At 71.2% G+C, this 23,853-nt stretch carries 20 protein-coding genes and 1 tRNA gene; 7 read left to right on the forward strand and 14 right to left on the reverse strand.

Annotated elements, in window-relative coordinates; genetic code table 11:
• Positions 1-26 precede the first annotated feature (26 nt).
• Positions 27-1,388, forward strand: a complete 1,362-nt coding sequence (locus BJ992_RS28850) for an outer membrane protein assembly factor BamB family protein (protein ID WP_184986335.1) — start codon at positions 27-29, stop codon at positions 1,386-1,388.
• 165 nt (positions 1,389-1,553) lie between these two features.
• Entirely contained in the window at positions 1,554-2,774 is a 1,221-nt protein-coding gene (locus BJ992_RS28855) for an acetyl-CoA C-acetyltransferase (RefSeq protein ID WP_184986337.1), read from the forward strand.
• Positions 2,775-2,824: 50 nt separating this feature from the next.
• Here the strand turns inward: BJ992_RS28855 and BJ992_RS28860 are convergent, their stop codons facing one another.
• The 13 genes from BJ992_RS28860 to mfd all read right to left on the reverse strand — a co-directional run bounded on the left by BJ992_RS28860 (position 2,825) and on the right by mfd (position 16,350).
• A complete protein-coding gene (locus BJ992_RS28860; protein ID WP_343072914.1) occupies positions 2,825-3,280 on the reverse strand; it encodes a PPOX class F420-dependent oxidoreductase in 456 nt (151 codons plus the stop codon).
• A 34-nt stretch (positions 3,281-3,314) separates the two neighbouring features.
• Positions 3,315-3,548 (reverse strand): DUF4287 domain-containing protein, encoded by a 234-nt coding sequence (locus tag BJ992_RS28865; protein WP_184986341.1) that lies wholly within the window; start codon positions 3,546-3,548, stop codon positions 3,315-3,317.
• A 217-nt stretch (positions 3,549-3,765) separates the two neighbouring features.
• Positions 3,766-4,557: a Bax inhibitor-1/YccA family protein gene (locus BJ992_RS28870; RefSeq protein ID WP_184986343.1), complete on the reverse strand. Its 792-nt coding sequence runs from the start codon at positions 4,555-4,557 to the stop codon at positions 3,766-3,768.
• A gap of 628 nt (positions 4,558-5,185) precedes the next feature.
• A tRNA-Leu gene (locus tag BJ992_RS28875) sits at positions 5,186-5,258 on the reverse strand.
• A gap of 259 nt (positions 5,259-5,517) precedes the next feature.
• A complete protein-coding gene (locus BJ992_RS28880) occupies positions 5,518-6,837 on the reverse strand; it encodes an FAD-dependent oxidoreductase (RefSeq protein ID WP_184986345.1) in 1,320 nt (439 codons plus the stop codon).
• Between the two features lie 96 nt (positions 6,838-6,933).
• The gene (locus BJ992_RS28885; RefSeq protein ID WP_184986347.1) at positions 6,934-7,728 is read right to left on the reverse strand and encodes a uracil-DNA glycosylase family protein; all 795 of its coding nucleotides are present in this window, start codon (positions 7,726-7,728) and stop codon (positions 6,934-6,936) included.
• Positions 7,729-7,747: 19 nt separating this feature from the next.
• The gene (locus BJ992_RS28890) at positions 7,748-8,665 is read right to left on the reverse strand and encodes a Ppx/GppA phosphatase family protein (protein WP_184986349.1); all 918 of its coding nucleotides are present in this window, start codon (positions 8,663-8,665) and stop codon (positions 7,748-7,750) included.
• Positions 8,662-9,189 (reverse strand): DUF501 domain-containing protein, encoded by a 528-nt coding sequence (locus BJ992_RS28895; RefSeq protein WP_184986351.1) that lies wholly within the window; start codon positions 9,187-9,189, stop codon positions 8,662-8,664. The genes BJ992_RS28890 and BJ992_RS28895 overlap by 4 nt, the downstream gene beginning before the upstream one ends.
• 10 nt (positions 9,190-9,199) lie before the next feature.
• Positions 9,200-9,619 (reverse strand): FtsB family cell division protein, encoded by a 420-nt coding sequence (locus BJ992_RS28900; RefSeq protein ID WP_184986353.1) that lies wholly within the window; start codon positions 9,617-9,619, stop codon positions 9,200-9,202.
• A 69-nt stretch (positions 9,620-9,688) separates the two neighbouring features.
• Complete coding sequence (gene eno, locus BJ992_RS28905) at positions 9,689-10,966, reverse strand: phosphopyruvate hydratase (RefSeq protein WP_184986355.1); 1,278 nt, start codon at positions 10,964-10,966, stop codon at positions 9,689-9,691.
• A gap of 142 nt (positions 10,967-11,108) precedes the next feature.
• The gene (locus tag BJ992_RS28910) at positions 11,109-12,077 is read right to left on the reverse strand and encodes a MazG family protein (RefSeq protein WP_184986357.1); all 969 of its coding nucleotides are present in this window, start codon (positions 12,075-12,077) and stop codon (positions 11,109-11,111) included.
• The gene (locus tag BJ992_RS28915) at positions 12,074-12,721 is read right to left on the reverse strand and encodes a SurA N-terminal domain-containing protein (protein ID WP_184986359.1); all 648 of its coding nucleotides are present in this window, start codon (positions 12,719-12,721) and stop codon (positions 12,074-12,076) included. The genes BJ992_RS28910 and BJ992_RS28915 overlap by 4 nt, the downstream gene beginning before the upstream one ends.
• An 80-nt stretch (positions 12,722-12,801) precedes the next feature.
• Complete coding sequence (gene mfd / locus BJ992_RS28920) at positions 12,802-16,350, reverse strand: transcription-repair coupling factor (RefSeq protein ID WP_184986360.1); 3,549 nt, start codon at positions 16,348-16,350, stop codon at positions 12,802-12,804.
• 426 nt (positions 16,351-16,776) lie between these two features.
• Here mfd and BJ992_RS28925 point away from each other — a divergent pair, with 426 nt between their 5' ends.
• Together BJ992_RS28925 and cysC are read left to right on the forward strand one after the other, a co-directional pair.
• Positions 16,777-17,508 (forward strand): class I SAM-dependent methyltransferase, encoded by a 732-nt coding sequence (locus BJ992_RS28925; protein ID WP_184986362.1) that lies wholly within the window; start codon positions 16,777-16,779, stop codon positions 17,506-17,508.
• 67 nt (positions 17,509-17,575) lie between these two features.
• The gene (gene cysC, locus BJ992_RS28930; RefSeq protein ID WP_184989238.1) at positions 17,576-18,787 is read left to right on the forward strand and encodes an adenylyl-sulfate kinase; all 1,212 of its coding nucleotides are present in this window, start codon (positions 17,576-17,578) and stop codon (positions 18,785-18,787) included.
• Between the two features lie 53 nt (positions 18,788-18,840).
• Here cysC and BJ992_RS28935 read toward each other — a convergent pair whose 3' ends face one another.
• A complete protein-coding gene (locus tag BJ992_RS28935) occupies positions 18,841-19,902 on the reverse strand; it encodes a glycoside hydrolase family 26 protein (protein ID WP_184986364.1) in 1,062 nt (353 codons plus the stop codon).
• 516 nt (positions 19,903-20,418) lie between these two features.
• Between BJ992_RS28935 and BJ992_RS28940 the strand changes: the two genes are divergently transcribed.
• The 3 genes from BJ992_RS28940 to BJ992_RS28950 are packed head-to-tail and all read left to right on the forward strand — an operon-like array spanning position 20,419 to position 23,833.
• Positions 20,419-21,603 carry a YveK family protein gene (locus tag BJ992_RS28940; RefSeq protein WP_184986366.1) on the forward strand — a complete coding sequence of 395 codons (1,185 nt, stop codon included), beginning with the start codon at positions 20,419-20,421 and terminating at the stop codon, positions 21,601-21,603.
• On the forward strand, positions 21,600-22,928 hold the full coding sequence (locus BJ992_RS28945) for a hypothetical protein (protein ID WP_343072915.1): 1,329 nt from the start codon (positions 21,600-21,602) through the stop codon (positions 22,926-22,928). Before BJ992_RS28940 ends, BJ992_RS28945 begins: the two co-directional genes overlap by 4 nt.
• On the forward strand, positions 22,925-23,833 hold the full coding sequence (locus tag BJ992_RS28950) for a phosphotransferase (RefSeq protein WP_184986368.1): 909 nt from the start codon (positions 22,925-22,927) through the stop codon (positions 23,831-23,833). The genes BJ992_RS28945 and BJ992_RS28950 overlap by 4 nt, the downstream gene beginning before the upstream one ends.
• Positions 23,834-23,853 lie beyond the last annotated feature (20 nt).

Consider the following 23,853-nt stretch of genomic DNA (forward strand, 5'->3'; position numbering starts at 1 on the left):
TCACCGTCTCCCCGCATTGGAGTGGAATGTCCGTGTTCCGGCCTCTTGCGACACCGGTCGTCGCGCTCGCGGCCGTCCTCGTCCTCGCCGGCTGCTCAGGCGGCTCAGGTGGCGGAGCGGCGGCGCAGGCGCCTCGGCCGGCCTGGCACACCACCGAGGTCAACGCCGTCAGCCGCGCCGCCGTGGCCACCGGAGTCGCCGCGGTGACCTCGATGAAGCCGGACGGCACCCTGGAGACCGCCGCTCTCGACCTGAGCTCGGGCCGGGCCTTGTGGCGGCGGCCCGCGTCGCTCGCCGGCCGCCTCCCCGGCATGGGGGTGCCACCCCCCGCCGCCGTCTCCGCCGCAGGCGGCAAGGGGGTCGTGGCCGCCGCCGCGCCGTCCGGGAAGAGCGGCAAGGAAGCCCTGCTGGTGGCCGCCGACGCGCGCACCGGACACGAGCTGTGGAGCCGTCCCGTGCGCACGACGTTCGGCCCGCAGGCCTGCGGACCCTACCTGTGCGTGTCCGAGCACACCGCGCTCGCCACTGCGCGCATGGTCGTGCTCGACCCGCTCACCGGCGCGGAGCTGTGGCGGCTTCCCGGCATCGCCGAGGCCGAGTGGTCCGACACCGGCAAGGTCGTCGTGCTGCGCCTCGCCAAGCACCCGGCGCTGTCCACGCACGACCTCAGAACCGGCAAGACGGTCTGGGAGCTGCCGGTGGAGCAGGCGCTCGCTCCTGGCGTGGACCTGTCAGGCGGGTGGTCGTTCGGCTCGGCGGGCGGCGACCTGATCGGGTACGTCGCGCCGTACACGAGCCCGCGCACCGGCCGCGCGTCCGTCTTCGGGGTGTTCTCCGTGCGGCTCGCCGACGGCAAGGTCAACTGGCTGCGGCCCTCGGTGGTGCGCGTCTACCCGAGCGGCAGCCCCGGCTTCGCCCCTGTGGTGCGTCCGGTGGACGAGAAGGGCCGGTTCGGCGGCTTCGCGCGGCTGGACCCGGGCTCGGGCCGGGTGGTCGGCCAGATCACCGCCGACCAGGTCCCCGGCACGGGCTGGTGGCTGGCGTTCCCCGGCGACATGGCACGGCTGGGGTTCCTCAAGCCGAGCCACGCCGGTGCGTCCTTCGAGCTGGCGTCCGGCCGTCCCGTGCCGGTCACCGGACAGCGCGGGTGGTCGTTCTGCGTCACCGATCCCAAGCCGCTGGCCCTGACCAGGACGCCGCAGGGCTTCTTCCCCGTCGCGTCGCTGTGCGAGTTCGACCTCGCGACCGGCGTCAGGGCCCCCACCGGCGCCGTGCCACCGCAGTGGTTCACCGGCAGCCAGGACGGCTGGCGGCTCTGGCGCGACGAGAAAGGCGGCCTGCACGCCGTCAGGGACGCCACCGGCACGACCCCTGGCATGTACGGCTGAGACCCGTGGCCCGGCCGGGCCGCACCGGATCAGCCGGTGCGCGCCAGGCCGTGCCGGGTCGGGTAGTACAAAGTTCTGTTCGCGGTGGCCCCGGCCGCGGAATCCGGACGATGGCGCGGTAATCTCCGCAACAGGGAGCCCTGCCGACGAACCCAGGAGAGCCAGATGCCCGAGGCAGTCATCGTCGCGACCGCACGTTCGCCGATCGGCCGAGCCTTCAAGGGGTCGCTGAAGGACATGCGTCCCGACGACCTGACCGTCCAGATGATCAAGGCGGCGCTGGACAAGGTGCCGCAACTCGACCCGCACGACGTCGACGACCTCATGCTGGGCTGCGGCCTGCCAGGCGGCGAGCAGGGCTTCAACATGGCGAGGGTGGTCTCGGTGCTGCTCGGCCTGGACGACGTGCCCGGCACCACCGTCAACCGCTACTGCTCGTCCTCGCTCCAGACCACCCGCATGGCCTTCCACGCCATCAGGGCCGGTGAGGGTGACGTGTTCATCTCGGCCGGCGTGGAGACCGTCTCCAGGTTCGCCAAGGGCAGCAGCGACTCGCTGCCGGACACCGCCAACCCGTTGTTCGAGCGCGGCAAGGAGCGCACCGACGCGCGCGCCGCAGGTGGCGCGCCGCCGTGGCACGACCCGCGTGAGGACGGCGAACTGCCGGACGTCTACATCGCGATGGGCCAGACCGCCGAGAACGTCGCGCAGATCAAGGGGGTCGGCCGCCGCGAGCAGGACGAGTTCGGCGTACGGTCGCAGAACCTCGCGGAGAAGGCCCTCGCGAACGGCTTCTGGGAGCAGGACATCACCCCGGTGACGCTGCCGGACGGCTCGGTCGTGAGCAAGGACGACGGACCGCGGCCCGGCACCACCTACGAGGCCGTGTCACAGCTCAAGCCGGCGTTCCGGCCCGACGGCACGGTCAACGCCGGCAACTGCTGTCCGCTCAACGACGGCGCCGCCGCGGTGATCGTGATGAGCGACGTCAAGGCCGCCGAACTCGGCATCACGCCGCTGGCCCGCGTCGTGTCCACCGGCGTCAGCGGCCTGTCCCCGGAGATCATGGGGCTCGGCCCGGTCGAGGCGTCCCGCCAGGCGCTGAGCCGTGCCGGCATGTCCATCGACGACGTCGACCTGGTCGAGATCAACGAGGCGTTCGCCGCGCAGGTGATCCCGTCCTACCGCGAGCTCGGCATCGACCTCGACCGGCTGAACGTCAACGGCGGCGCCATCGCCGTCGGGCACCCGTTCGGCATGACAGGTGCCCGGATCACCTCGACCCTGCTCAACGGCCTGCGTTTCCACGACAAGACCATCGGGCTGGAGACGATGTGCGTCGGCGGCGGCCAGGGCATGGCCATGCTGCTCGAACGCCTGAGCTGAGCCGGAGCGGGATCGCGGCCGGCTCGGTTCCGGCGCAGGAGGCGAGCCGCTCAGCCCATGTAGTCGGGACCGGCCCGCTTGATGTCGATGCGGACCAGCACGTTGCGCTGCGTCCGCATCGCCTCGCGGAACTCGTCCCAGTCGGGGTGCTCGCCGGAGACGACGCGGAAGTACTCGATGAGTCCTTCCTCGGCCTCCGGCATGGGGATCACCTCGGCGACCCCCTCGATCTGGACCCACTCCCCGAGGAACTCGTCGACCATCACACACAGGGAGACGTCGGGGTTGCGGCGCAGCTGCTTGGCTTTGGCCGCGCTCTCACGGGTGCTGACGATGGCGCGGCCCTCGGCGTCGATGCCGACGAGCACGGGGGACATCTGCGGGTGACCGTCCGAGCGCCAGGTCTGAATCACCGCACGATGATTTTTCCTGATGTAATCACGGGCCTTGTCGAGATCCATGCCCCCATGATGACCCCGCCGGGGGCAGGACAGCGCCCACGCCATGGGACGGCGTGGGCGCACTGGGGTGGGGCTGGGGCTACAGGAACCCCATGCGGGAACGGCGGTTCCGCTCGTGCTCGATGACGATCGCGGCGGCGTAGCCGTGGGTGAGCCCGTGCTCGTCGGCGAGCCAGTTGGCCCGCTCGTCACACCGTAGGAAAGCCGGGCCGTTGTCGATGGCTTGGAACCACTCGGGGAGTGCGCGTCCGGTGATGTCCGGAACCCTGGCGATCAGCTTGTTCTGCGTCTCCGGTGAGTGGTTCAACGACATGGGCACCTCCATGAGTAAGCCTCTTTGGGACGACACTGCATCACCCGGCCGCCGATGGCAAGCCCCAAATGGCCAGCCTTCTCTTACAAAACGTAGATCGTCGGTGGCGGAGCGTGCGATGATCAAAGGCTCACCAGGTGCCGGGCAAAGCGTGTGCCCCGCCGGGGTCCGGCGGGGCACACGCTTTGCCTGCTCGGGTAGTGCCCGAAATCGGCCGTTAATCGTTGTTGAAGAAGAAGCTGACGAAGCGGAGGATCTCAAGGTAGAGCCAGACGAGGCTCACCGTGAGGCCGAACGCCATCAGCCAGGAGTACTTCTCCGGCACCCCGGCCCTGATGCCCTGCTCGACCGCGTCGAAGTCCAGCAGCAGGAAGAAACAGCCGAGCAGGATCATGCCGATGCTGAAGATCCAGCCGATCGGGCTGTCGGAGCGCAGGCCGAGGCCACCCTCGATGAAGAACCCGAAGATCAAGTTGAGGACGACCAGGCCGATCGCGGCGAACGCCGCCGCGATGACGAACTTGGTGAACTTCGGTGTGGGCCGGAAGATCTTCAGTGCGTAGACGGCCAGCATGCCGCCGAACGCCACCATCGTGCCGAAGACCGCCGCGACGACGACGCCGTCGTACAGCGAGTTGTACACATTGCTGATCACACCGATGGCCACGCCGTACGCGACGGAGTAGCCGAGGATCAGCACCGGGTTGGTGCTCTGCCGGAACGAGACGATCAGGCCGAGCACCAGACCGACGATCACGCCGGCGATCGCGGCTCCCATGCCGAGGTCGAGGTACCAGGCGAGGGCCGCGGACAGCACCAGGGTGCCGAGGGTGATGGCGCTGCGCACGACGACGTCGTCGATCGTCATCGGCCGTGCGGCGGTCGGCGGGGCGTACGACGGCGCGTCGTACATGTCCCGCAGGTGCTGCGGGCTCGCCATCGGGCCCGCGCCGTACTGCTGCTGGTTGTTGTGTCCCAGCCGGCTGAGGACCGGGTTCCTGCTCTGCATTAACTGCCTCCACTGCGACCTGCGATCAGCCTGTTCGGTCGAGTCGGTCGAGCCGCACAGGAGTGCGCCAGTTGCCATAAGCCTTCCATCGGCCGCGGGTGCCGGGAGGACCCGGCCGCGACAGGCCACCGGGTGACGTGTGATCGGCCCGGCGGCACCGGTACAACGAAGGAGCTCGGCGGGGAGTTCCGCGCCGCCGGATTGCGTTTCGATCACGTCGTCCGCTCCCCGCCGCGGCGGCCATGGCGGGCCGGCCCTGTGGGAGGACGCCGGGGACCCTCCGGCGGTGGCCGGCGGCGCCGTCCAGGGAGGCGTGGAAGAGACAGCCGATATTCACCTCTCGTGAGGGAAATTTCCTGATGTTCGGCGATAATCCCTTTTTCGAGTTACTCGCGAGGTATTAGCGCGAGGTTCGCTTACCGGCGGCGAAGATGACGGAGTGCATCGGATCGGATGTGCATCGGAGCGGCACGGAATGATAACGATTTACCGTGGGTGGGGAGCAACCGGGGGCTTGACCAGCGGAGAACCCCCCGGATAATGCCTGGCGGGGGTGTACTGAACCGTCGAGGATATCGGAACTCGGCGCGACATGCGCGGCAGAGGCGTTTGTTCAGACGGCGGAGGGTGCCCCCGGTGGGACTCGAACCCACACTGGAACCCTTTTAAGGGGTTTGCCTCTGCCATTGGGCTACGGGGGCGCCGTAATCATACGTAACGGACCACACTTGCGTAACGGGTCAGAGCCCACGTCTACCGACTTCTGTCTGTAGTCCGCTGGATAACGATATACGGCGCGTGCCCCCTCGACTCGGGCAATGAACAACAGACCGCTCAAGTAGCCCAATTTTCTCCCTCCTCCCGTTCCCCCGCGCTTCCCCTTGTACGGCCTTCGACGCAACAGTACGGCCCGCACCGATCCGGCGCGGGCCGTACCCCGTCCATCCGCTCCCGCGGACCTCAGCCTGTGGCGGCCGCGGCGCGGAACTCCTCACGCGGGGACTCGATCTCCCCCATCGAGACGGTCTCGCGTTTGAAGAACAACGCGAGCGTCCAGTCGGCCACCACACGCACCTTGCGGTTCAGGGTGGGGACCCGCGACAGGTGGTAGGTGCGGTGCATGAACCACGCCGGCAGGCCGTGCAGCTTGACGCCGTAGACGTTGGCCACACCCTTGTGCAGGCCGAGACCGGCCACCGAGCCGGCGTACTTGTGCCGGTACGTCAGCAGCGGACGGCCCGCCAGGTGACGCACGATGTTGTCGGCCAGCACCTTGGCCTGCCGCACGGCGTGCTGCGCGTTCGGCGCGCAGTACTTGCCGGGGTTGGTCACGTCCGGCACCCCGGCGACGTCGCCGGCGGCGAACGCGCCGTCGGCGCCGACCACGGTGAGCTGAGGCGTGGTCTTCACCCGGCCGCGCTCGTCCAGCGGCAGGTCACCGGAGTTCACCACCGGGTTGGCCTTGACGCCGGCCGTCCACACGATGGTGGCCGACTCGAACTCGTCGCCGTCCGACAGCTTCACGTGGCCGCCGACGCAGGATTCGAGAAGCGTGCGCATCTTGACCTCGATGCCGCGTGCGCGCAGTTCCTCGATCGTCCACAGGCCCATCTCCGGGCCGACCTCCGGCAGGATGCGGTCGCTGGCCTCGACCAGGACCCACCGCAGGTCCTTCTCGCTGAGGGTGCCGTAGTACTTGACCGCGTCCCTCGCCATGTCCTCCAGCTCCGCCAGGGCCTCGACACCGGCGAAGCCGCCGCCGACCACGACGAAGGTGAGCGCGCGGCCGCGTACCCGCTCGTCGTCGGTGGCGTCGGCGCGGTCGAGCATGCCGAGCACCCGGTTGCGCAGCGCGATGGCCTCGCCGACCGACTTGAAGCCGATGGCGGCGTCGGCCAGGCCGGGGATCGGCAGCGTGCGCGAGATGGAGCCCGCGGCCATCACGATGACGTCGTACTCCAGGTCCATGGCGGGACCGACGAGAGGCTGGAAGGTGACGGACCTGTTGCCGTGGTGCACTTTGGTGACCTTGCCGTTGAGCAGGCGCACGCCGGGAAGCACCCGCCGCAGCGGCGTCACGACGTGACGCGGGGACAGGTTGCCCGCGGCGGCCTCCGGGAGGAACGGCTGGTAGGTCATGTAGGACTGGGGGTCGACGATGGAGATCCGCACCTGTCCGGTCCGCAGCTCGCGCCGCAGCTTGCGCTGCAACCGGAGTGCGGTGTACAGCCCGACGTACCCGCCGCCGACGATGAGGATGTGCTTGGCCTTATGGTTCACGTCAGTGCCCCTTTGGCATCGTTGCTTGTGAAACCATTCACAAGCCTACGCCACGTACAAGCCTCAGGGCCAATCGGATATTCCGTACGCGGTAGATCAGCCGGCGAGAGCCGTAGCACGGCTGAAGACCGCGTCGAGCATGGGCTCGGTGACCCGGCCCGTGAAGGTGTTCTGCTGGCTCGGGTGGTAGCAGCCGATCAGGTGGACGGCGGCGCCGTCCCGGCTCAGCGCGACCTCGGCGCCGTGGCCGAACGGCGGACGAGGGGACGGCAAGGCGTACCCCGCGGCCCCCAGCGCCGGCCACACGGCCTGCCAGGCGTAGCCACCGAGGCAGACCACCACCCGCAGCGACGGGGCCACCAGCTCGAGCTCACGGGCCAGCCAGGGGAAGCAGGTGGCCCGCTCCTGCGGGGTGGGCTTGTTGGCCGGTGGCGCGCAGCGGACGGCGGCCACCACGCGCGCGCCGATGAGACGCTGGCCGTCCCCCGCGTGCGTGCTGGTCGGCAGCGCCGCGAGACCCGTGCGGTACAGGGACGCGAACAGCCAGTCGCCGCTGCGGTCCCCGGTGAACACCCTGCCGGTGCGGTTGCCGCCGTGCGCCGCCGGGGCCAGGCCCACCAGCAGCACCTTGGGCTCGTCGTCACCCCAGCCCGCGATGGGCCGTCCCCAGTAGATCTCGTCGCGGTACGCGCGCCGCCGCACGTCCGCGACCTCCTCACGCCACGCGACCAGGCGCGGACAGGCCCGGCACACCGACTGCCGCGCCGTCAGCTCCGCGAGCGTGCCGCTGGACCGGGCCAGCTCGCGCACCTCCTCCGAGGTCCGCGCCACCGGGGTGTCCGGCGCGGCCGGGTCCTCGGGCCAGCCGCTCCCCGGCGGGACGAAGCTCACGCGGCCACCGCGCGGCACGTCACGACGGCGGCTCCTCACCGAGGCCGCGCGCGATGCCGTCCAGGATGTCGTGCTCGCTGACCAGGACGTCCGCGAAACCGAACCGCTCGACGAGACGGTCGAGGATCAGCGCGCCGGCGCCGATCACGTCGACCCGGCCGGGATGCATGACGGGGATCGCGGCGCGCTCGTCGTGGGTCATGGCGAGCAGCCGGCGCGACACCTCGTGGACCTTGGCGGCCGGCAGGCGGGAGCCGTGGATGCGGGCCGGGTCGTACGCCGGCAGGTCGAGCGCGATCCCCGCGACCGTGGTGACCGAACCCGCGAGGCCGACGAGGGTGCGCGCACGGGACACCGGCACCTCGGCCGCCACCTGGTCGAGGGCCGCGTCGATGTCCGCGGTCGCCGCCGCGACCCGCGGCTCCCCGCCGGAGAAGTGGCGCTCGGTGAGGCGCACGCAGCCGATGTCCACCGAGATAGCGGCGTCCACGTCGGCGGTGCCGAGCACGAACTCGGTCGACCCGCCGCCGATGTCCACCACCAGCACCGGCGGCTCCGCGCCGTGGACCCCGGCGGTCGCGCCGAGGAACGACAGGTGGGCCTCCTCGGCGCCGGTGACCACCTCGGGCCGTACGCCGAAGATCTCGTGGACGCCGCCGGCGAACTCGTCACGGTTGCTCGCGTCGCGTGTGGCGCTGGTGGCGACCACACGCACCTTCGTCGCGCCGTGCGAGCGCACCAGCTCGGCGTAGCCGCGCATCGCGGTGAACGTGCGCTCAAGCGCCTCCGGGGCCAGTTTCCCCGTGCGGTCCACCCCCGCGCCGAGGCGCACGATCTCCATGCGCCGCTCGACGTCCGACAGGTCTCCCCCGTCGAGATCGGCGATGAGCAGCCGCACCGAGTTGGTCCCGCAGTCGATCGCCGCCACCCGCGTCATGCGTCCTCCTCCGTGGCCCCGCCGGCGGCGTGCGGCACGCAGGGGCCGTCCTTCCACCAGTCGGGGAGCGCGTCCAACGCCTGCCTGCCGAGGGGGTTGCTCCCCGGTGCGGCCAGCTCATGCCCCACCAGCGCGTGCAGGCACTTCACGCGGTCCGGCATGCCGCCTGCGCTCTGCGTGCCGCGCGGCAGCGGCTCGATGCCGAGCTCCTCCGCCGCGTGGTCGCGCCGCGCCACGTAGTCGTCGTGCGCCGCGGCGTACGCCTCGGCGAGCGCCTGGTCGGCGGCCAGGCGTTCCCGCATCTCGGCCATCATGCCGGTCGACTCCAGGGTGCCGATCGCCGAGGCGGCCTTGGGGCACGTCAGGTAGTACAGCGTGGGGAACGGCGAGCCGTCAGGCAGCCGCGGCGCGGTCTCCACCACGTCCGGCAGTCCGCACGGACAGCGGTGCGCCACCGCGCGCAGCCCTCGTGGCGGCCTGCCGAGCTGCCGTTCCACCGCGACCGCGTCGGCCGGATCCATCATCTCGCTCCCGTCACGGGGCGGGTGTGCGACCCGCCTCCACTCGCCGGCCGTCGCCGCGGTCGGCGGCCTCGATCGACTCCCACAGCGTCTGGTACCACGGCGCCTTGGCCCGCGGCGTCCCCTCGGCCTTCGGCCGGCTGCCGGCCGGCCGCTCGGGGTCGCGCACGACGTAGCACTTCTCGCCGGTGCCGCAGTAGTGCAGCCGCACCCGGGCCTGCTGCCGGATGTAGGCCGGGTCGTCCAGTTGCTTGCTGCGCTCGGCCAGGTCCGCGAGGGCCTGGAGCGCCTGTGCCTGCTGCCGTTCGAGCTGCGCGATCTGGCGCCGCTGCGCGACGTACTCGCGGATCGGGTAGGCGAGGCTCATCGCGATGGCGCAGACCACGACGGCCAGGATCGCCGCTCGTCCTGTCAGCTGCGGACGCTTCTTCATGCTCCTCCCCGGGGTTCTCCCGTCACCCGCGCCGCCACGGTGCGGCGGCACGGGCCACAGGAGGACAAACTAGCCCTGGAAGCGCGGGAAAGCTCCGCGACCCGCGTAACGCGCGGAGTCGTCGAGCAGTTCCTCGATGCGCAGGAGCTGGTTGTACTTGGCGACGCGGTCCGACCTCGCCGGCGCGCCGGTCTTGATCTGGCCGCAGTTGGTGGCGACCGCGAGGTCGGCGATCGTGGTGTCCTCGGTCTCGCCGGACCGGTGGCTCATCATGCAGCGGTAGCCGTTCCGGTGCGCCAGGTCCACGGCGTCGAGGGTCTCGGTGAGCGTGCCGATCTGGTTGACCTTCACCAGCAGCGCGTTGGCGATGCCCTGCTCGATGCCGCGGGCCAGCCGCTCGGGGTTGGTGACGAACAGGTCGTCCCCCACGAGCTGCACCTTGCCGCCGAGGGTGTCGGTGATGGCCTTCCAGCCGGACCAGTCCTCCTCGTCCAGCGGGTCCTCGATGGAGACCAGCGGGTAGGAGCGGACGAGGTCCTCGTAGAACGCGACGAGCTCCTGCGCGCTGTGGCCCTTGCCGTCCAGGGTGTAGACGCCGGCCTCGTGGAACTCGGTGGCCGCGACGTCCAGCGCGAGCGCGATGTCGGTGCCGGGGGTGAGGCCGGCCTTCTCGATCGCCACGAGGATCAGGTCGAGCGCGTCACGGTTGCTCGGCAGGTTCGGCGCGAAGCCGCCCTCGTCGCCGAGGCCGGTGCCGTATCCCTTGGACTTCAGCACGCTCTTGAGCGCGTGGTAGGTCTCGGCACCCATGCGCAGCGCCTCGGAGAACGTCGAGGCGCCGATCGGCGCGATCATGAACTCCTGGATGTCGACGTTGCTGTCGGCGTGCGCGCCGCCGTTCAAAATGTTCAGCATCGGCACCGGCAGCACGTGCGCGTTCGGCCCGCCGAGGTAGCGGAACAGCGGCAGGTCGGCGCTCTGCGCGGCGGCCTTGGCGACGGCCAGGGACACGCCGAGGATGGCGTTGGCGCCGAGCCGGGCCTTGTTGGGGGTGCCGTCCATGTCGATCATCGTCTGGTCGACGAACCGCTGGTCGGTGCCCTCGATGCCGAGGATCTCGGCGGCGATCTCGTCGGTGACGTTCAGCACCGCCTTCTGCACGGCCTTGCCGCCGAACCGCTCATCGCCGTCGCGCAGCTCGACCGCCTCGAACTGGCCCGTGGACGCGCCGCTCGGCACCGCGGCGCGGCCCTCGCTGTCGTCGTCGAGCAGGACGTCCACCTCGACGGTGGGGTTGCCCCGGGAGTCGAGGATCTCGCGTGCGGTAACAGCCTCGATCGCAGCCACGAAGCTCTCCTAGAAAGTGTCAGGCCGGGGGCTCCCCCCGGTCGTCGCGCCACGGTGCGCGACGCAGGTTTCGACGTTTTGCCGCACGAGCCTATCGGGACCCGCGACCTGCCACGCGACCGCTCCCCACCAACGACGTACGTCAGCCGCCTGACCCTTGCGAACGCTCCCAGGCGCGCACCCGGTCGCGGTAGTCGCGCGCCGCGGCCCGCAGCTCGGCCTCGGGGTCCAGACCGGCGGCCTGTGCCCTTCCCACCAGGTCGAACAGCTCGCGGCCGATGCCCTGGCCGACGGCGCGCGAAAGCGAGGGCGGCACACCGGCCCGCTCCGCGCGGGTGCGCAGGCCGGCGGCCAGAGACAGCGCGGGCTGGCCCATCGGCACGCCGTCCAGCAGGGACTCCCAGCCCTTGGCAGCGCGCTCGGCCGCCTTGATGGCGTCCCAGTTGTCGCTGACCTCGCCGGCGCCACTCACCACCGTGTCGGCGAACACGTGGGGGTGGCGGCGCACGAGCTTGTCCACGATGCCGGCCGCCACGTCGTCCACGTCGAAACCGCCGTCATCGGCCGAGCGCTCCTGCGCGAGACGCGCGTGGAAGACCACCTGGAGCAGCAGGTCGCCGAGCTCCTCGCGCAGCGCCGCGTGGTCGCCTTCCTCGATGGTCTCCAGGACCTCGTAGGCCTCCTCCATGAGGTACGGCATCAGCGACTCGTGGGTCTGCCGGCGGTCCCACGGACACGAGCGGCGGAGCCGGTCCATCACGGTGACCAGATCGAGCACACGGGAACCCGGCAGGTCGTACGACCCGGGGACCGCCTCGATCACCGGCGGCTCCGGCATGGCGAGCGCCGCGTGGCCGACGGCCCGCATGAGCGCCTCGTCCCCCTCGGGCGAGGCGAGCCACACGACCGTGCCCTCGGCGCCGCGGCGGGCCAGGCCCGCCGGGTCCGGCGTCACCACCTCGACGGCCACGCCTTCCTCGGCGAGGTAGGGCAGCGCGGGGTGGTCCGGTGTGCCGGTGAGCACGGGGCCGTCCTTCAGCACGGCCCACGCGCGGCCGGTGAGCAGGCCGGGTGCCACCCGCGGCGAGGTGGTGACGACGACGAGCGTCACTGGCCCTGCTGCTCCTGCGGCACGGCGCCGGGATCTTGAGGAGTCTGCTCCGGAGCGGCGGCGGTGCCGAAGCGGTCGGACGGGACCAGGCCCTGCTGGAGGTTCCACTCGCCGAAGCGGTGGGAGACGGCGACCGGGATCTGGTCCATCTGCTCGAACAGCTTCTGCTGCGCGGCCTGCGTCGACGTCTGGTCGGACAGGTTGGCGCCGAACTTCTCCAGGGACTTCTGGTAGATCACCGCGGTGCGGATCCAGTGGCGGGTCTCCGACGGCGGCACGCCGCGCGTGAGCGCCGCGGGGCCGATGCGCTCAAGGCCACCCTGCTCGGCGATGAACTTGTCCACGTCGCCCTCGGTGACCGTGAGGCCGTTGCGCGCCGCGAACTGCTCGAACTGCCTGAAGTTGATCAGCTGCAGCAGCACGGCCTTCGGCACCGACTCGATCTGGAGCTGGCTCTCGGGGATCTTGGCCTTCTGCAGCGCGGCACGGTACTCGGTGACGTCCGCGGTCAGCTCCTTGGAGGTGATCCGGGCGTCGCCGATCGTGGCCGCCGTGCCGACCCCGACCGGGGACGAGGAGCAGGCGGTCAGCGCGACACCCGCGGCCACCGCGGCCAGCAGCACGCGCACAGCGTTCGACTTCACGTGAGGTCCCTTCAACAGACGCGGGTAACTCTACTCAAACCCGCGAGTGCGGTCACCGGCCGCCACGGCGGCCCGGCGGTTCACCGGCCGGCCGCCTGCGCGGTCTGGAGGAACATGGCGTCCACCAGGTCACCGCACCACGTGAGCAGCTCGAGGTCGTGCAGCGGACGGCCGCCGACCGGCTTGGTCTTCGGCACCGGCACGAGCAGCGTGCCGGCGGCGGCCTTGTAGACCGACTTCGGATACAGCCGGTCCAGCCGCACCCGCTGCGAATCTTTCAGGGAGACCGGAGCGAACCGGATGTACTGCCCCTGCAACGCGACGTCGGTCAGCCCGGCCCTGCGGGCCCGCACGCGGAAACTCGCGACCTGGAGCAGGTTGTCGACCTCCTGCGGCGGACGGCCGTACCGGTCGACCAGCTCCTCGCGCACCGCGGTGATGTCGTCGTCCCCGCCGACCGCCGCGAGACGCTTGTACGCCTCGAGCCGCAGCCGTTCCGACGTCACGTAGTCGTGCGGGATGTGCGCGTTGACCGGCAGCTCGACCTTGACGTCCGCGCGCTCCTCGGCGACCTCCTCGCCGGCGAGCTTGGCCTTCTGCTCCTGCACCGCCTCGGCCATCATGCGGACGTACAGGTCGAAACCGACCCCCGCGATGTGGCCGGACTGCTCGGCGCCGAGGATGTTGCCGGCACCGCGGATCTCCAGGTCCTTCATCGCGACGTACATGCCGGCACCCATCTCGGTATGCTGCGCGATCGTCGCGAGCCGCTCGTGCGCCGTCTCGGTGAGCGGCGCCTCCGGCGGATAGAGGAAGTAGGCGTAGCCCCGCTCGCGGCCACGGCCCACCCGGCCGCGCAGCTGGTGGAGCTGCGAGAGGCCGTAGTTGTCGGCGCGGTCCACGATCAAGGTGTTGGCGTTCGGGATGTCCAGGCCGGACTCGACGATCGTGGTGCTGACCAGCACGTCGTACTCGCGCTCCCAGAACCCCACCATGATCTTCTCGAGCTGCGCCTCGTTCATCTGGCCGTGCGCCACCGCGACGCTCGCCTCAGGCACGAGCTCACGCAGCCGCGCCGCGACACGGTTGATGGACGACACGCGGTTGTGCACGAAGAACACCTGGCCGTCGCGCATCAGCTCACGACGCACCGCGGCGGCGATCTGCTTCTCGTCGTACGGGCCGACGAAGGTCAAGATGGGGTGGCGCTCCTCCGGCGGCGTGAGGATGGTGGACATCTCACGGATGCCGGTGAGGCCCATCTCCAGCGTGCGGGGGATCGGGGTGGCGGACATGGCGAGCACGTCCACCTGGGTGCGCATGTGCTTCATGGCCTCTTTGTGCTCGACGCCGAAGCGCTGCTCCTCGTCCACGATGATCAGGCCGAGGTCCTTGAACCGCACGTCCGGGTTGAGCAGCCGGTGGGTGCCGATCACGATGTCCACACCGCCGTCGCGCAGGCCCTCCAGCGTGGCGCGCACCTCGCCGTCGGTCTGGAACCGCGACACCGGTTTCACCATCACGGGGAAGCTCGCGAACCGCTCGCCGAACGTCGACAGGTGCTGCTGCACCAGCAGGGTCGTCGGCACGAGCACCGCGACCTGCTTGCCGTCCTGCACGGCCTTGAACGCCGCGCGCACCGCGATCTCGGTCTTGCCGTAGCCGACGTCGCCGCAGATCAGCCGGTCCATCGGGATCGAGCGCTCCATGTCGCGCTTGACCTCGTCGATGGCTTCGAGCTGGTCGCCGGTCTCGGCGTACGGGAAGGCGTCCTCCATCTCGCGCTGCCACGGGGTGTCGGCGCCGAAGGAGTGGCCGGGAGAGGCCATGCGTGCGCTGTACAGGCGGATCAGCTCGCCGGCGATCTCCTTGACGGCCTTGCGCGCTCGCGACTTGGCCTTGGCCCAGTCGGCGCCACCCATGCGGTTCAGCGAGGGGGACTCGCCGCCGACGTACCGGGTGACCTCGTCGAGCTGGTCGGTGGGCACGTACAGCCGGTCACCCTTGGCATACTCGATCACGAGGTACTCGCGTGTGGCACCCTGCACCGAGCGCTGCACCATCTCGACGTACCGGCCGACGCCGTGCTGGGTGTGCACCACGTGGTCGCCGACCTTGAGCTGCAGCGGGTCCACCATGTTGCGGCGGCGGGACGGCAGGCGGCGCATGTCCTTGGTCGAGGCCTTCTGGCCCACCAGGTCCAGGTGGGTGAGCACGGCGACCGTGGCGGAGATGAAACCGTGCTCGATGCGGCCCGTGGTGACGTGCACGACGTCCCTGCCGGGGGCCTCGTCGAGCCCCGGCACGAGGCGCGCGGCGACGTCCACGCCGCGCAGCAGCTCCACGATGCGCTCGGCCGGGCCGTGGCCCTCGCTGAGCAGCACGACCGAGCGGCCGTCGCCGAGCCAGCCCTTGATGTCGCCGAGAGCCCGCTGGGTGTCGCCGCGGTACGACTCCACCTCGCGGACCGTGAGCTCCACCCGGTCGCCGCGGTCCAGCGCGTCCTCGTCGTCGGGACGGCCGGCCCCCTCGGCGTCGGTCGCCGCGAACGGCGCGATCGTCCACCACGGCCGGCCGAGCTCACGCGCGTGGTCGCGCACCTCGCGCAGCGAGCGGAACGCCGCCGCGCCGAGGTCGATGGGGGCCTCGCCGCCGGCCGCCGCGTTGATCCAGGACGCTTCGAGGAACTCCTGGCTGGTCGCGACCAGCTCCACCGCGCGGCCGCGGATGCGCTCGGGGTCGCAGACGAACACCGACGCGCGGGACGGCAGGTGGTCGATCAGCAGCTCCATGCCGTCCACCAGGGCCGGCGCGAACGCCTCCATGCCTTCCACGGGGATGCCGTCGGCGAGCTGGTCGAGGGTCTCCTTCAGCGCCGGGTACCGCTCGGCGAGATCCCTGGCGCGGGTCCTGACCTCGTCGGTGAGCAGCAGCTCACGGCACGGGGCCGCGAACAGGCCGTCCTCGGCGACCTCCAGGGAGCGCTGGTCGGCGACCTTGAACCAGCGGATCTCCTCGACGGTGTCACCCCAGAACTCAAGGCGCAGCGGGTGCTCCTCGGTCGGCGGGAAGACGTCGAGCAGACCGCCGCGCACGGCCACCTCGCCGCGCTTCTCCACCATGTCCACCCGGTGGTAGCCCCCCGCGACCAGCAGGTCCACGACCTCGTCCAGCTCGGCGTCGTCCCCCGCGCGCAGCCGTACCGGGGTCAGGTCGCCGAGCCCGCTCACCAAGGGCTGCAGCAGGGCCCGGATCGGGGCCACCACCACGCCGAGCGGGCCGGCGGCGGGATCTCCCTGCACCGGGTGCGCGAGCCGGCGCAGCACCGCGAGCCGCTGGCCCACGGTGTCGCTGCGGGGGGACAGCCGCTCGTGCGGCAACGTCTCCCAGGCGGGGAACACCGCCACGGTGTGCTCACCCACGAGCCCCGTGAGCGCGGCGGCGAGGTCCTCGGCCTCACGGCCGGTGGCCGTGATCGCCAGCACCGGCCGGTGCCGCGCCAGCGCCGCGACCGCGAACGGCCGCAGCGCGGGTGGCGCGATCAGGTCGATGTCCTCGCCGGTGCGCTCCAGCACACCGGCGAGAGGTTGTTCGGCCACGACAAGGTCGAGCAGCCCGGAAAGACTCATCTCAGAAATGCCCCCACATGATCACGCCGCCTCCGCTCGCCTCGCGGACGGCCTGGTGCGGCCATGAATGCTCCACGTGACGACTTGGCCGCGCGCCACCGGCCGGCCACAGCGCAGGGGGCGGCACGCGTGATCCCCGGCTCCACAGGCCACCGGGACCCCCTCAAGGCTACTTCCCCCCGGCCCCCGCCACGCCGGGAACCACCTCTGTGTCCCGTGTACCGAAATTTCCACTCATTCCACTACCGCACCTCTCCGACACACAGCGAACCGCACATGGAGCAGAGCCGCACCGATGCTCATGTCGGTGCATGTACCGAAATATCGGTGCAGCGCGTCCGGACTGTGGGGAGCCTCCCGGCGCGGAAAGCCGCCGAGCGGCCCAAGTAGCCCACACAGAGAGATCGACTGACTACCCTGGGTGGCATGTCTGAGGTTCGATGGTGGCCCGCCACCCAAGGCGACGTGTTCAGCCTCCGCATCCGCGAGCTGTGGACCGAGCACCTCGGCCGCCGGCTCGACATCCTCATCGCCGGCTGCGGCCGGGGAGACACCATCGAGCTCGACCGCGTGGAGACCCGCCTCACCGGCATAGACGAGGACCTCCCCGAGGTCCGCGACGCCGTCCACTCACGTACCGACCTCGACGCGCGCTTCCTCGGCGACCTGCGCGACGCTCCCCTGCTCCCCCGCACCTTCGACGTGGTCCACGTGCCGTTCCTCCTGGAGCGCGTCCACCACGCCGAGCTCGTCCTGGACCGCATGGTCAACGCGCTGCGTCCCGGCGGCCTGCTCCTCATCCGCATGAGAGACCGCGACACCGCCTACGGCTGCTACGACCGCCTGCTCCCCGGCTGGACCCGCCGCCTCCTGTGGCCCCACCTGGCCCCCGAAGACGCCGTCGGCCCCCTCCCCGCCGTCTACGAACAGGTCGCCTCCCGGGAAGGCCTCCACTCCTACTGCCTGATGCGCGGCCTGATGATCGCCGAGGACTACAGCGCCACCAGCGGCTCCGCCTTGCGAGGCCCCCACGCACCCCTGACCAGAGCCGCCTGCCAGGCCCTCTCCAAACTCACCGCGGGCCGCCTCCCCACCACCCACGACGAGATCACCCTCGTCATCCGCAAACCCCAGAACCACTTCGCACGCCTCATCTGACCATCCCCGTCACCGCCGACCACCACGCACCAGGCCGCGATGCAAATATCCTGTGCCGGTGGCTGATCTGGAGTGGACTCCCGGCGAGCGGGAGCTCGCCGACCTCGAGTTGCTGTTGTCCGGTGTGTTCGCGCCGTTGACCGGGTTCATGGGGGCGGCGGACGTCGTCTCCGTGGAGGAGACCGGCAGGCTCGCGGACGGCACGCCGTGGCCGGATCCGATCACGCTCGAGGTGCCGGACGATCACCCGGTGACGGCGGGACAGGAGCTTGTGCTGCGTGACCCGGAAGGGGCCGGGGTCGCGACGCTCACCGTGACCGAACGCGACCATGGCCTGGTGGCCGGCCCCGTGACCTCTCTCGGAGCTCCGGAACACGGGCCGTTCGCGCGGCTGCGGCTCACGCCGGACCAGATCAAGGACCAGGCCGGTGCTCCCCTGCTGGCCGTCACCATGCGTGGCCCGCTGGACGACCTGGACGAGATCACGGCCACCGCGCGCGAGCTGGACGCCACGATCCTGCTTCTCCCCCTCGCGTACGGCGAGAAGGGCCCCGCCGTCGTCCGCGCGGCGCTCAAGGCCCGCGACCGCCTCCCCGCCGGCACCCTTCTCGCCGCCGTCCCCCTGGCCCCCCGCGAGCCGGAGATCGACCTGGAGCTGCGCGAACACGTGGCGACCGCCTACGGCGCCGAGGAGCACATCGCCGCTCCGGAGCCCGTGACGCTCCCCGGCCCCCCGCACCGCCGCGGCGTCGTCGTCTTCTTCACCGGCCTCTCCGGCTCCGGCAAGTCCACCGTGGCCAGAGGCCTGCGCGACGCGCTCCTCGAAGACGGCACCCGCACCCTCTCCTACCTGGACGGCGACGAGGTCCGCCGACTCCTGTCGTCCGGACTCACGTTCACCAAGCAGGACCGCGACCTCAACATCCGCAGAATCGGCTTCGTCGCCTCGGAGGTCGCACGGCACGGCGGCCTCGCCATCTGCGCACCCATCGCGCCGTACGCCGCCACCCGCGCCGAGGTCCGCCACATGGTCGAAGGCGTAGGCGCGGACTTCCTGCTCGTCCACATCTCCACCCCCCTGGAGGAGTGCGAACGCAGAGACCGCAAGGGGCTGTACGCCAAGGCCCGCGCCGGTCTGATCCCCGAGTTCACCGGCGTCTCCGACCCCTACGAGACGCCGGACGACGCCGACCTCGCCATCGACACCACCGGCGTGCCGGTCGGCCAGGCCGTCGACAGGGTGCTCGCGCTGCTGCGCTCGGGTGGCTGGCTCAGGTGAGCCCGTCCTGAGCCCTTCCGTGAGCCCTTCTGTGAGCCCTTCCGTGAGCACGGTCAGTCGCCGGGTACCGGGGTGGAGCTGAAGTAAGGAGCGCGGGCCAGTTCGGTGAAGGCGCGTGCGGTGTCCGGGGTGGTGTCGAAGCGGGTGTCGCCTCTCGGGGCTCTCGGGGAGTCGAAGTAGACGAGGGCCTTGATCTGGGGGTAGCCACGGATCTGGCGGCGGACGGTGTTGAAGAAGGTGGTCTTGAAGTGGGGGTCGTCCTGGCGGGGGAAGGCACCCCATTCGGCGATCATGATGGGTTTGGCGGGGAAGCGGGCCTGGGTCCAGCGGTAGAAACCCGGCCATTTGGCGTGGTCGGGACGGATCTTGTCGATCAGGGTGGCGAAGTCGTCGACGCGGCGGTCGGCGTAGGGGTCGACGCCGATCCAGTCGACGACGTCGTCGCCGGGGTAGAGGCGTTCGAACCACGGCTTGGTGGCCCAGTTGGGGGCCCCCATGTAGGTCATGACGGTGACGGCGTTCCTGACGCCTTCGGAGCGTAGGCGCAGGACGACGTGGCGGTACATCGCGGCGTAGTCGTCGGCGGTCATGCCGGAGCCCGGACGGGGCCGTACGTCGTTCTCGGGCTCGTGGTGGACGGTCAGGAAGAACCGGTGCGGCAGGTGGCGCTTGATCGAGTCGGCCAGGCGGTCGATGCGGTGGTCCACGGCGCCGGCGGCGATCTCGGCCCAGGTGTGGTGCACGGACGGCTTCCAGTTGACGAGCAGCAGGCGGGTGCGTGCGAGGCGGCGTTCCGCGCGGGTGGGGAAGGCGTCGCCGCCGCGGTGGTAGACGTGCACGATGTCGGCTTTGCGGCCCATGCGTTCCTCGGCGGCGGCCAGGGCCTTGGCCGGGGGAAGCCCGCCGAAGACGTCAGGGGCCACACCCCACCAGGCGCCGCAACTCGGGATGAGCTTGGCCGTGGCGGCGCAGCGAGGGGTGTCGCCGGGGATGCCGGCGGCGGCGACAGGAGGCCGGCCCGTGGTGTCCCGGCCGGGACGCACGGCCGCCATGGTGTAGACGAGCAGGCCGCAGGCGGCGAGGATGCCGGCGCCGAAAACCCATATTCCCGTCACTTTTCGCAAGGCGGCCAAACCCCCTTATACGGTTTCCCCCCGGAAGGCTGTTAATCACCTTCCCACTAATCGCCGCACAAGTGGGGGAAACTCGGCACCCTCCTGCTGAGCTGCGTCTACACAATTATGGAAATGTCCGACCATAAGGGTCAGAGACGGTCAGCCAACCTCCAGGAAAAAGCCGATATCCGGCCCCCGGGACATGCCGGCGCGCCTATAGTTCTGTCAATCCGACACCGAATCCGACACCGCCGCGAAAACATCTGAGCACCCTTGTGGGACTCCTGAGCACAGCCACCGTGAAACGCCTGCACAGCACCGCACGGCCGGAGCAGAACACCCCGGCACCACCCCTTGCACGACCCGAGCACCGCCGCCGCAGAACATCCCGGCACGGCCGTGGGACACCTCCTCACCACCGCACCGGGACACCCCCGCACCACCGCAGTGAAGACACCCGAGCACCCCGCGTCGAGCGGGACGGCCGGCCCCCGTACCGAGAGGCGTTTCTGATCCATGAGCCAGCCGGCCACCGCCAGCCCCAGGGCCGAGATCGGCCCCATGCTGCTGCGGCGGCGCGCGGCCGTCACCGGGTGCCTGATCGCCGGGTTGTGCGCCGGCGGGGTCGCGCTGGCCGCCACGCCGCCGACGTACGTCGCGACGGCCGAGGTGCTCGTGTCCCCGACCGGGGTGCAGGATCAGACCAACCCGGTCACGCCACGTCAGCGCGAGCCGCTCAACCTCGACACCGAGGCACATGTCGCGCGTTCCGCGGTGGTGGCGGCCCGTGCGGCCCGCATGTTGAAGATCGACGACCCGACGGCGTTACGCGAGCGCGTCACCGTCACCGTGCCGCCGAACTCGGCCGTTCTCACCGTTTCGTACGCCTCAGGCGACCCGGTGAGCGCCGCCGCAGGCGCGCAGGCCTTCGCCAAGGCCTACCTCAGCCAGCGCGCCGCCGCCGCCAACCAGGCAGTCGCCGCTCAGCTCAAGGTGCTCGCCGCCAAGCTCCGCGAGGCAGGCACGCAGTTGTCCGCCACCGTCACCGGCCTCTCCCGCCTGGCCGCCGGCTCGGCCGAGCGCGTCATCGCCGTGCAGCGGCAGAGCGTCCTGAACCGCCAGATCCTCACCCTCACCGCCAAGCAGGACGCGCTGAAGACCATCGCCGTCACCCCCGGCCAGGTCATCACCGACGCGCGTCCCCCCGCCGCGCCGGCCGCACCCCGGCCCCCGCTGTACTTCGGCAGCGGCCTGTTCCTCGGCCTGCTCGCCGGCGCCGGGGTCGCCATGGTCCGCGACCGCTTCGACACGAGGCTGCGCACCGCCGCCGACGTGGAGCGGCTCACCGGCCTGCCGGTGCTGTGCGAAGGTGAGAACGCGCGTGAGCTGCGCGAGCTCGCCATGGCCGTCGCCACCCATCTGCGTGACGGCGGCGAGCTCCTCGTCCGCAGCGTCACCCCCGGCACCGACCCCGAGCCCATCGCCGACGACCTCAGAGTGGCCCTCACCGGGCTCGCTCCGATCTGGGTCCGCACCGACCGTACGGCGCGGGCCGACGCCGCCGTCCTGCTCGTGGAGAGCCGCGCCGCGCGCGCGACCCAGCTCGCGCACGCCGTACGCCAGCTCCGCCGCACCGACACCGCCGCGCTCGGCGTGATCCTCCTGCCTTCCCCGGCCGCGCTGCCCCGTGGTGAGTCGTGACCGCCGTCACCCGTCCCTTCGCCGCGCCGCGTGCCGCGGCGGCGTCCACCCGGCCGGGTCGCGTGGCGTGGCCGGTCGCGGCGCTGCTCGTGGGGTACCCGGTGTGGTGGGCCCTCGGGTTCGGCGGGCTGGCGGTCGTGGTGCTCGCGGTGCCGATGGGGCTGGTCCTGTGGCGGCGGCGGCCGGTCGTCGTCCCCAAGGGGATGGGGCTGTGGCTGCTGCTGGTCGCGGGGTACGCCGTCAGCGCCGCGATGCTGGCGGAGACTCCGCCAGGCACGTACGGGGAGCTCGGCACGGGACGGATCGCGGGCTACCTGATGCGGCTCGTCCTCTATGTGTCGCTCGTCGTGCTCGTGCTGTACCTGGCGAACCTGACCGAGGCCGAGCTGCCCCAGCGCGCGCTCGTGCGCATGATGGGTGCGCTGTTCCTCACCACCGTGGCGGGGGGACTGCTCGGGGTGCTCGCGCCACGGTTCGAGTTCACCTCGCCGGTCGAGATGGTGCTCCCCGAGTGGGTCAGCGGGAACCCGTTCGTCCGGAACCTGATTCACCCGACCGCCGCGCAGACGCAGCACGTGCTGGGACACGCCGCGCCGCGGCCCGAGGCGCCGTTCGAGTGGGCCAACGCCTGGGGTGGCAACTGCTCGGTGCTGCTGATCTGGTTCGTGGTGGGCTGGTGGGTGTACGGCGGACCGCGACGGCGGGTGCTGTGCGTCGTCGTGGTCGCGGCGGCGGCCGTGCCGGTGGTGTACTCCCTGAACCGCGGGCTGTGGATCGGGCTCGCGGTCGCGATGGTCCACCTGATGGTCAGGAGCCGTGCGAGGCTCGCCGCCGCGGCGGTGCCGGTGGCGGTCGCGGCGATGCTGGCGGGGCCGCTCGGGTCCATCGTGGCGCAGCGGCTCGACAGCCCGCACAGCAACCAGATCAGAGCGTTCACCGTGTCGGCCACGGTCGCGGCGGCGGCGCACTCGCCGGTCATCGGGTACGGCAACACGCGCAACGCGTACGGCAACTACCGCAGCGTCACGACCGGCAAGACGTCCTGGTGTCATGAGTGCGGCCATCCTCCGCTCGGCAGCGACGGTCAGCTGTGGCTGCTGCTGATCACCCAGGGGTTCACCGGCGCGCTGCTGTACGTCGCGTTCTTCGCCGGGACGATCCGGCGGTTCCGCCACGACCGCACGCCGATCGGTCAGGCGGGGACGCTCGTGATGATCCTCGCGCTGCTCTACATGTTCGTCTACGACGGCCTGATCACCGCGCTGACCCTGTACCTCATCTCCTTCGCCATCCTCTGGCGCAACGCGGGAGCACGACACCCATGAGCGACTTCCAGGCGCGGCTGCGCCACCTCGACGAGGTGACGGCCCTGCTCTACCCGGCGTCGGCCGGGCCCGGCCGGGGAGCGTACGCGGTCGTCCCCTCCCGCCTGGCGCCGCGGCGGCTGGTGCCGCGGTCCCGGTGGCTGCCGGGACGGCGGCGGCTGCCGCGCGGGCCCGGCACCATCGAGGGACACCTCGGTGAGGTGTTCGGCAGGCCCGTCCGGGTCGTGACATACGTACGGCCGGCGCGGCGGGCCAACCGCAAACCGGTGCTGGCGGTGTTCGGGCCGGACGGTGAGCGGCTCGCGTTCGTCAAGGTCGGCCACACCGAGCGGGTCCGTGCGCTGGTGCGGCACGAGAGCACGACCCTCGCCATGCTGGCCGCCGCACCGCCGCGCACCGTGGTCGCGCCGTCCGTGCTGTACCACGGCCTGTGGCGCGACATGGACGTACTGGCCCTCTCACCGCTGCCGGTCACCCGTGGCCGGGTGCGGCCCGCGCTGCTGGCCCGCGCCGCCGAGGAGATCGCACGGCTGCCGGCCGGCGCCGCGTTCAGCTGGCACGGCGACTTCGCACCGTGGAACATGGCCGCCTCGGCGGACGGACGACTGCTGGTGTGGGACTGGGAACGCTTCGGCACCGGCGTTCCCCTGGGCTTCGACGCGCTGCACCACTTCTTCCAGCGCGCGCTGCGCCGCATGCCACCTCGGGTCGCCGCCGAGGCGTGCGTGGCCCAGGCCCCGCGCACACTGGAGTCCTTCGCGGTCGCCGCGTCCCCGGCCCGGCGCACCGCCGTCCACTACCTGGCCACCCTCGCGACCCGCTACGAAACCGACGGCCACCAGCCACTCGGCCCACCGTCGCAGTGGCTCACCCCGGTGGCCGACGCACAGGAGGCGTTGTGGTGACCTCGCACCGTGCCCCAGGC

This window comes from Sphaerisporangium rubeum, assembly GCF_014207705.1.
GTDB lineage: Bacteria > Actinomycetota > Actinomycetes > Streptosporangiales > Streptosporangiaceae > Sphaerisporangium > Sphaerisporangium rubeum.

Coding starts and splice junctions, on each gene's coding strand:
- BJ992_RS28895 (WP_184986351.1), bottom strand. CDS start 9,189: ATGATGGATCCGGCCGACGCGGTCGCGGTGGAACGGCAGCTCGGCAGG.
- BJ992_RS28890 (WP_184986349.1), bottom strand. CDS start 8,665: ATGACGCGGGTGGCGGCGATCGACTGCGGGACCAACTCGGTGCGGCTG.
- BJ992_RS28850 (WP_184986335.1), top strand. CDS start 27: ATGTCCGTGTTCCGGCCTCTTGCGACACCGGTCGTCGCGCTCGCGGCC.
- BJ992_RS28925 (WP_184986362.1), top strand. CDS start 16,777: ATGTCTGAGGTTCGATGGTGGCCCGCCACCCAAGGCGACGTGTTCAGC.
- BJ992_RS28855 (WP_184986337.1), top strand. CDS start 1,554: ATGCCCGAGGCAGTCATCGTCGCGACCGCACGTTCGCCGATCGGCCGA.
- BJ992_RS28900 (WP_184986353.1), bottom strand. CDS start 9,619: ATGAAGAAGCGTCCGCAGCTGACAGGACGAGCGGCGATCCTGGCCGTC.
- BJ992_RS28940 (WP_184986366.1), top strand. CDS start 20,419: ATGAGCCAGCCGGCCACCGCCAGCCCCAGGGCCGAGATCGGCCCCATG.
- BJ992_RS28860 (WP_343072914.1), bottom strand. CDS start 3,280: ATGGCGTGGGCGCTGTCCTGCCCCCGGCGGGGTCATCATGGGGGCATG.
- BJ992_RS28870 (WP_184986343.1), bottom strand. CDS start 4,557: ATGCAGAGCAGGAACCCGGTCCTCAGCCGGCTGGGACACAACAACCAG.
- mfd (WP_184986360.1), bottom strand. CDS start 16,350: ATGAGTCTTTCCGGGCTGCTCGACCTTGTCGTGGCCGAACAACCTCTC.
- BJ992_RS28950 (WP_184986368.1), top strand. CDS start 22,925: ATGAGCGACTTCCAGGCGCGGCTGCGCCACCTCGACGAGGTGACGGCC.
- BJ992_RS28865 (WP_184986341.1), bottom strand. CDS start 3,548: ATGTCGTTGAACCACTCACCGGAGACGCAGAACAAGCTGATCGCCAGG.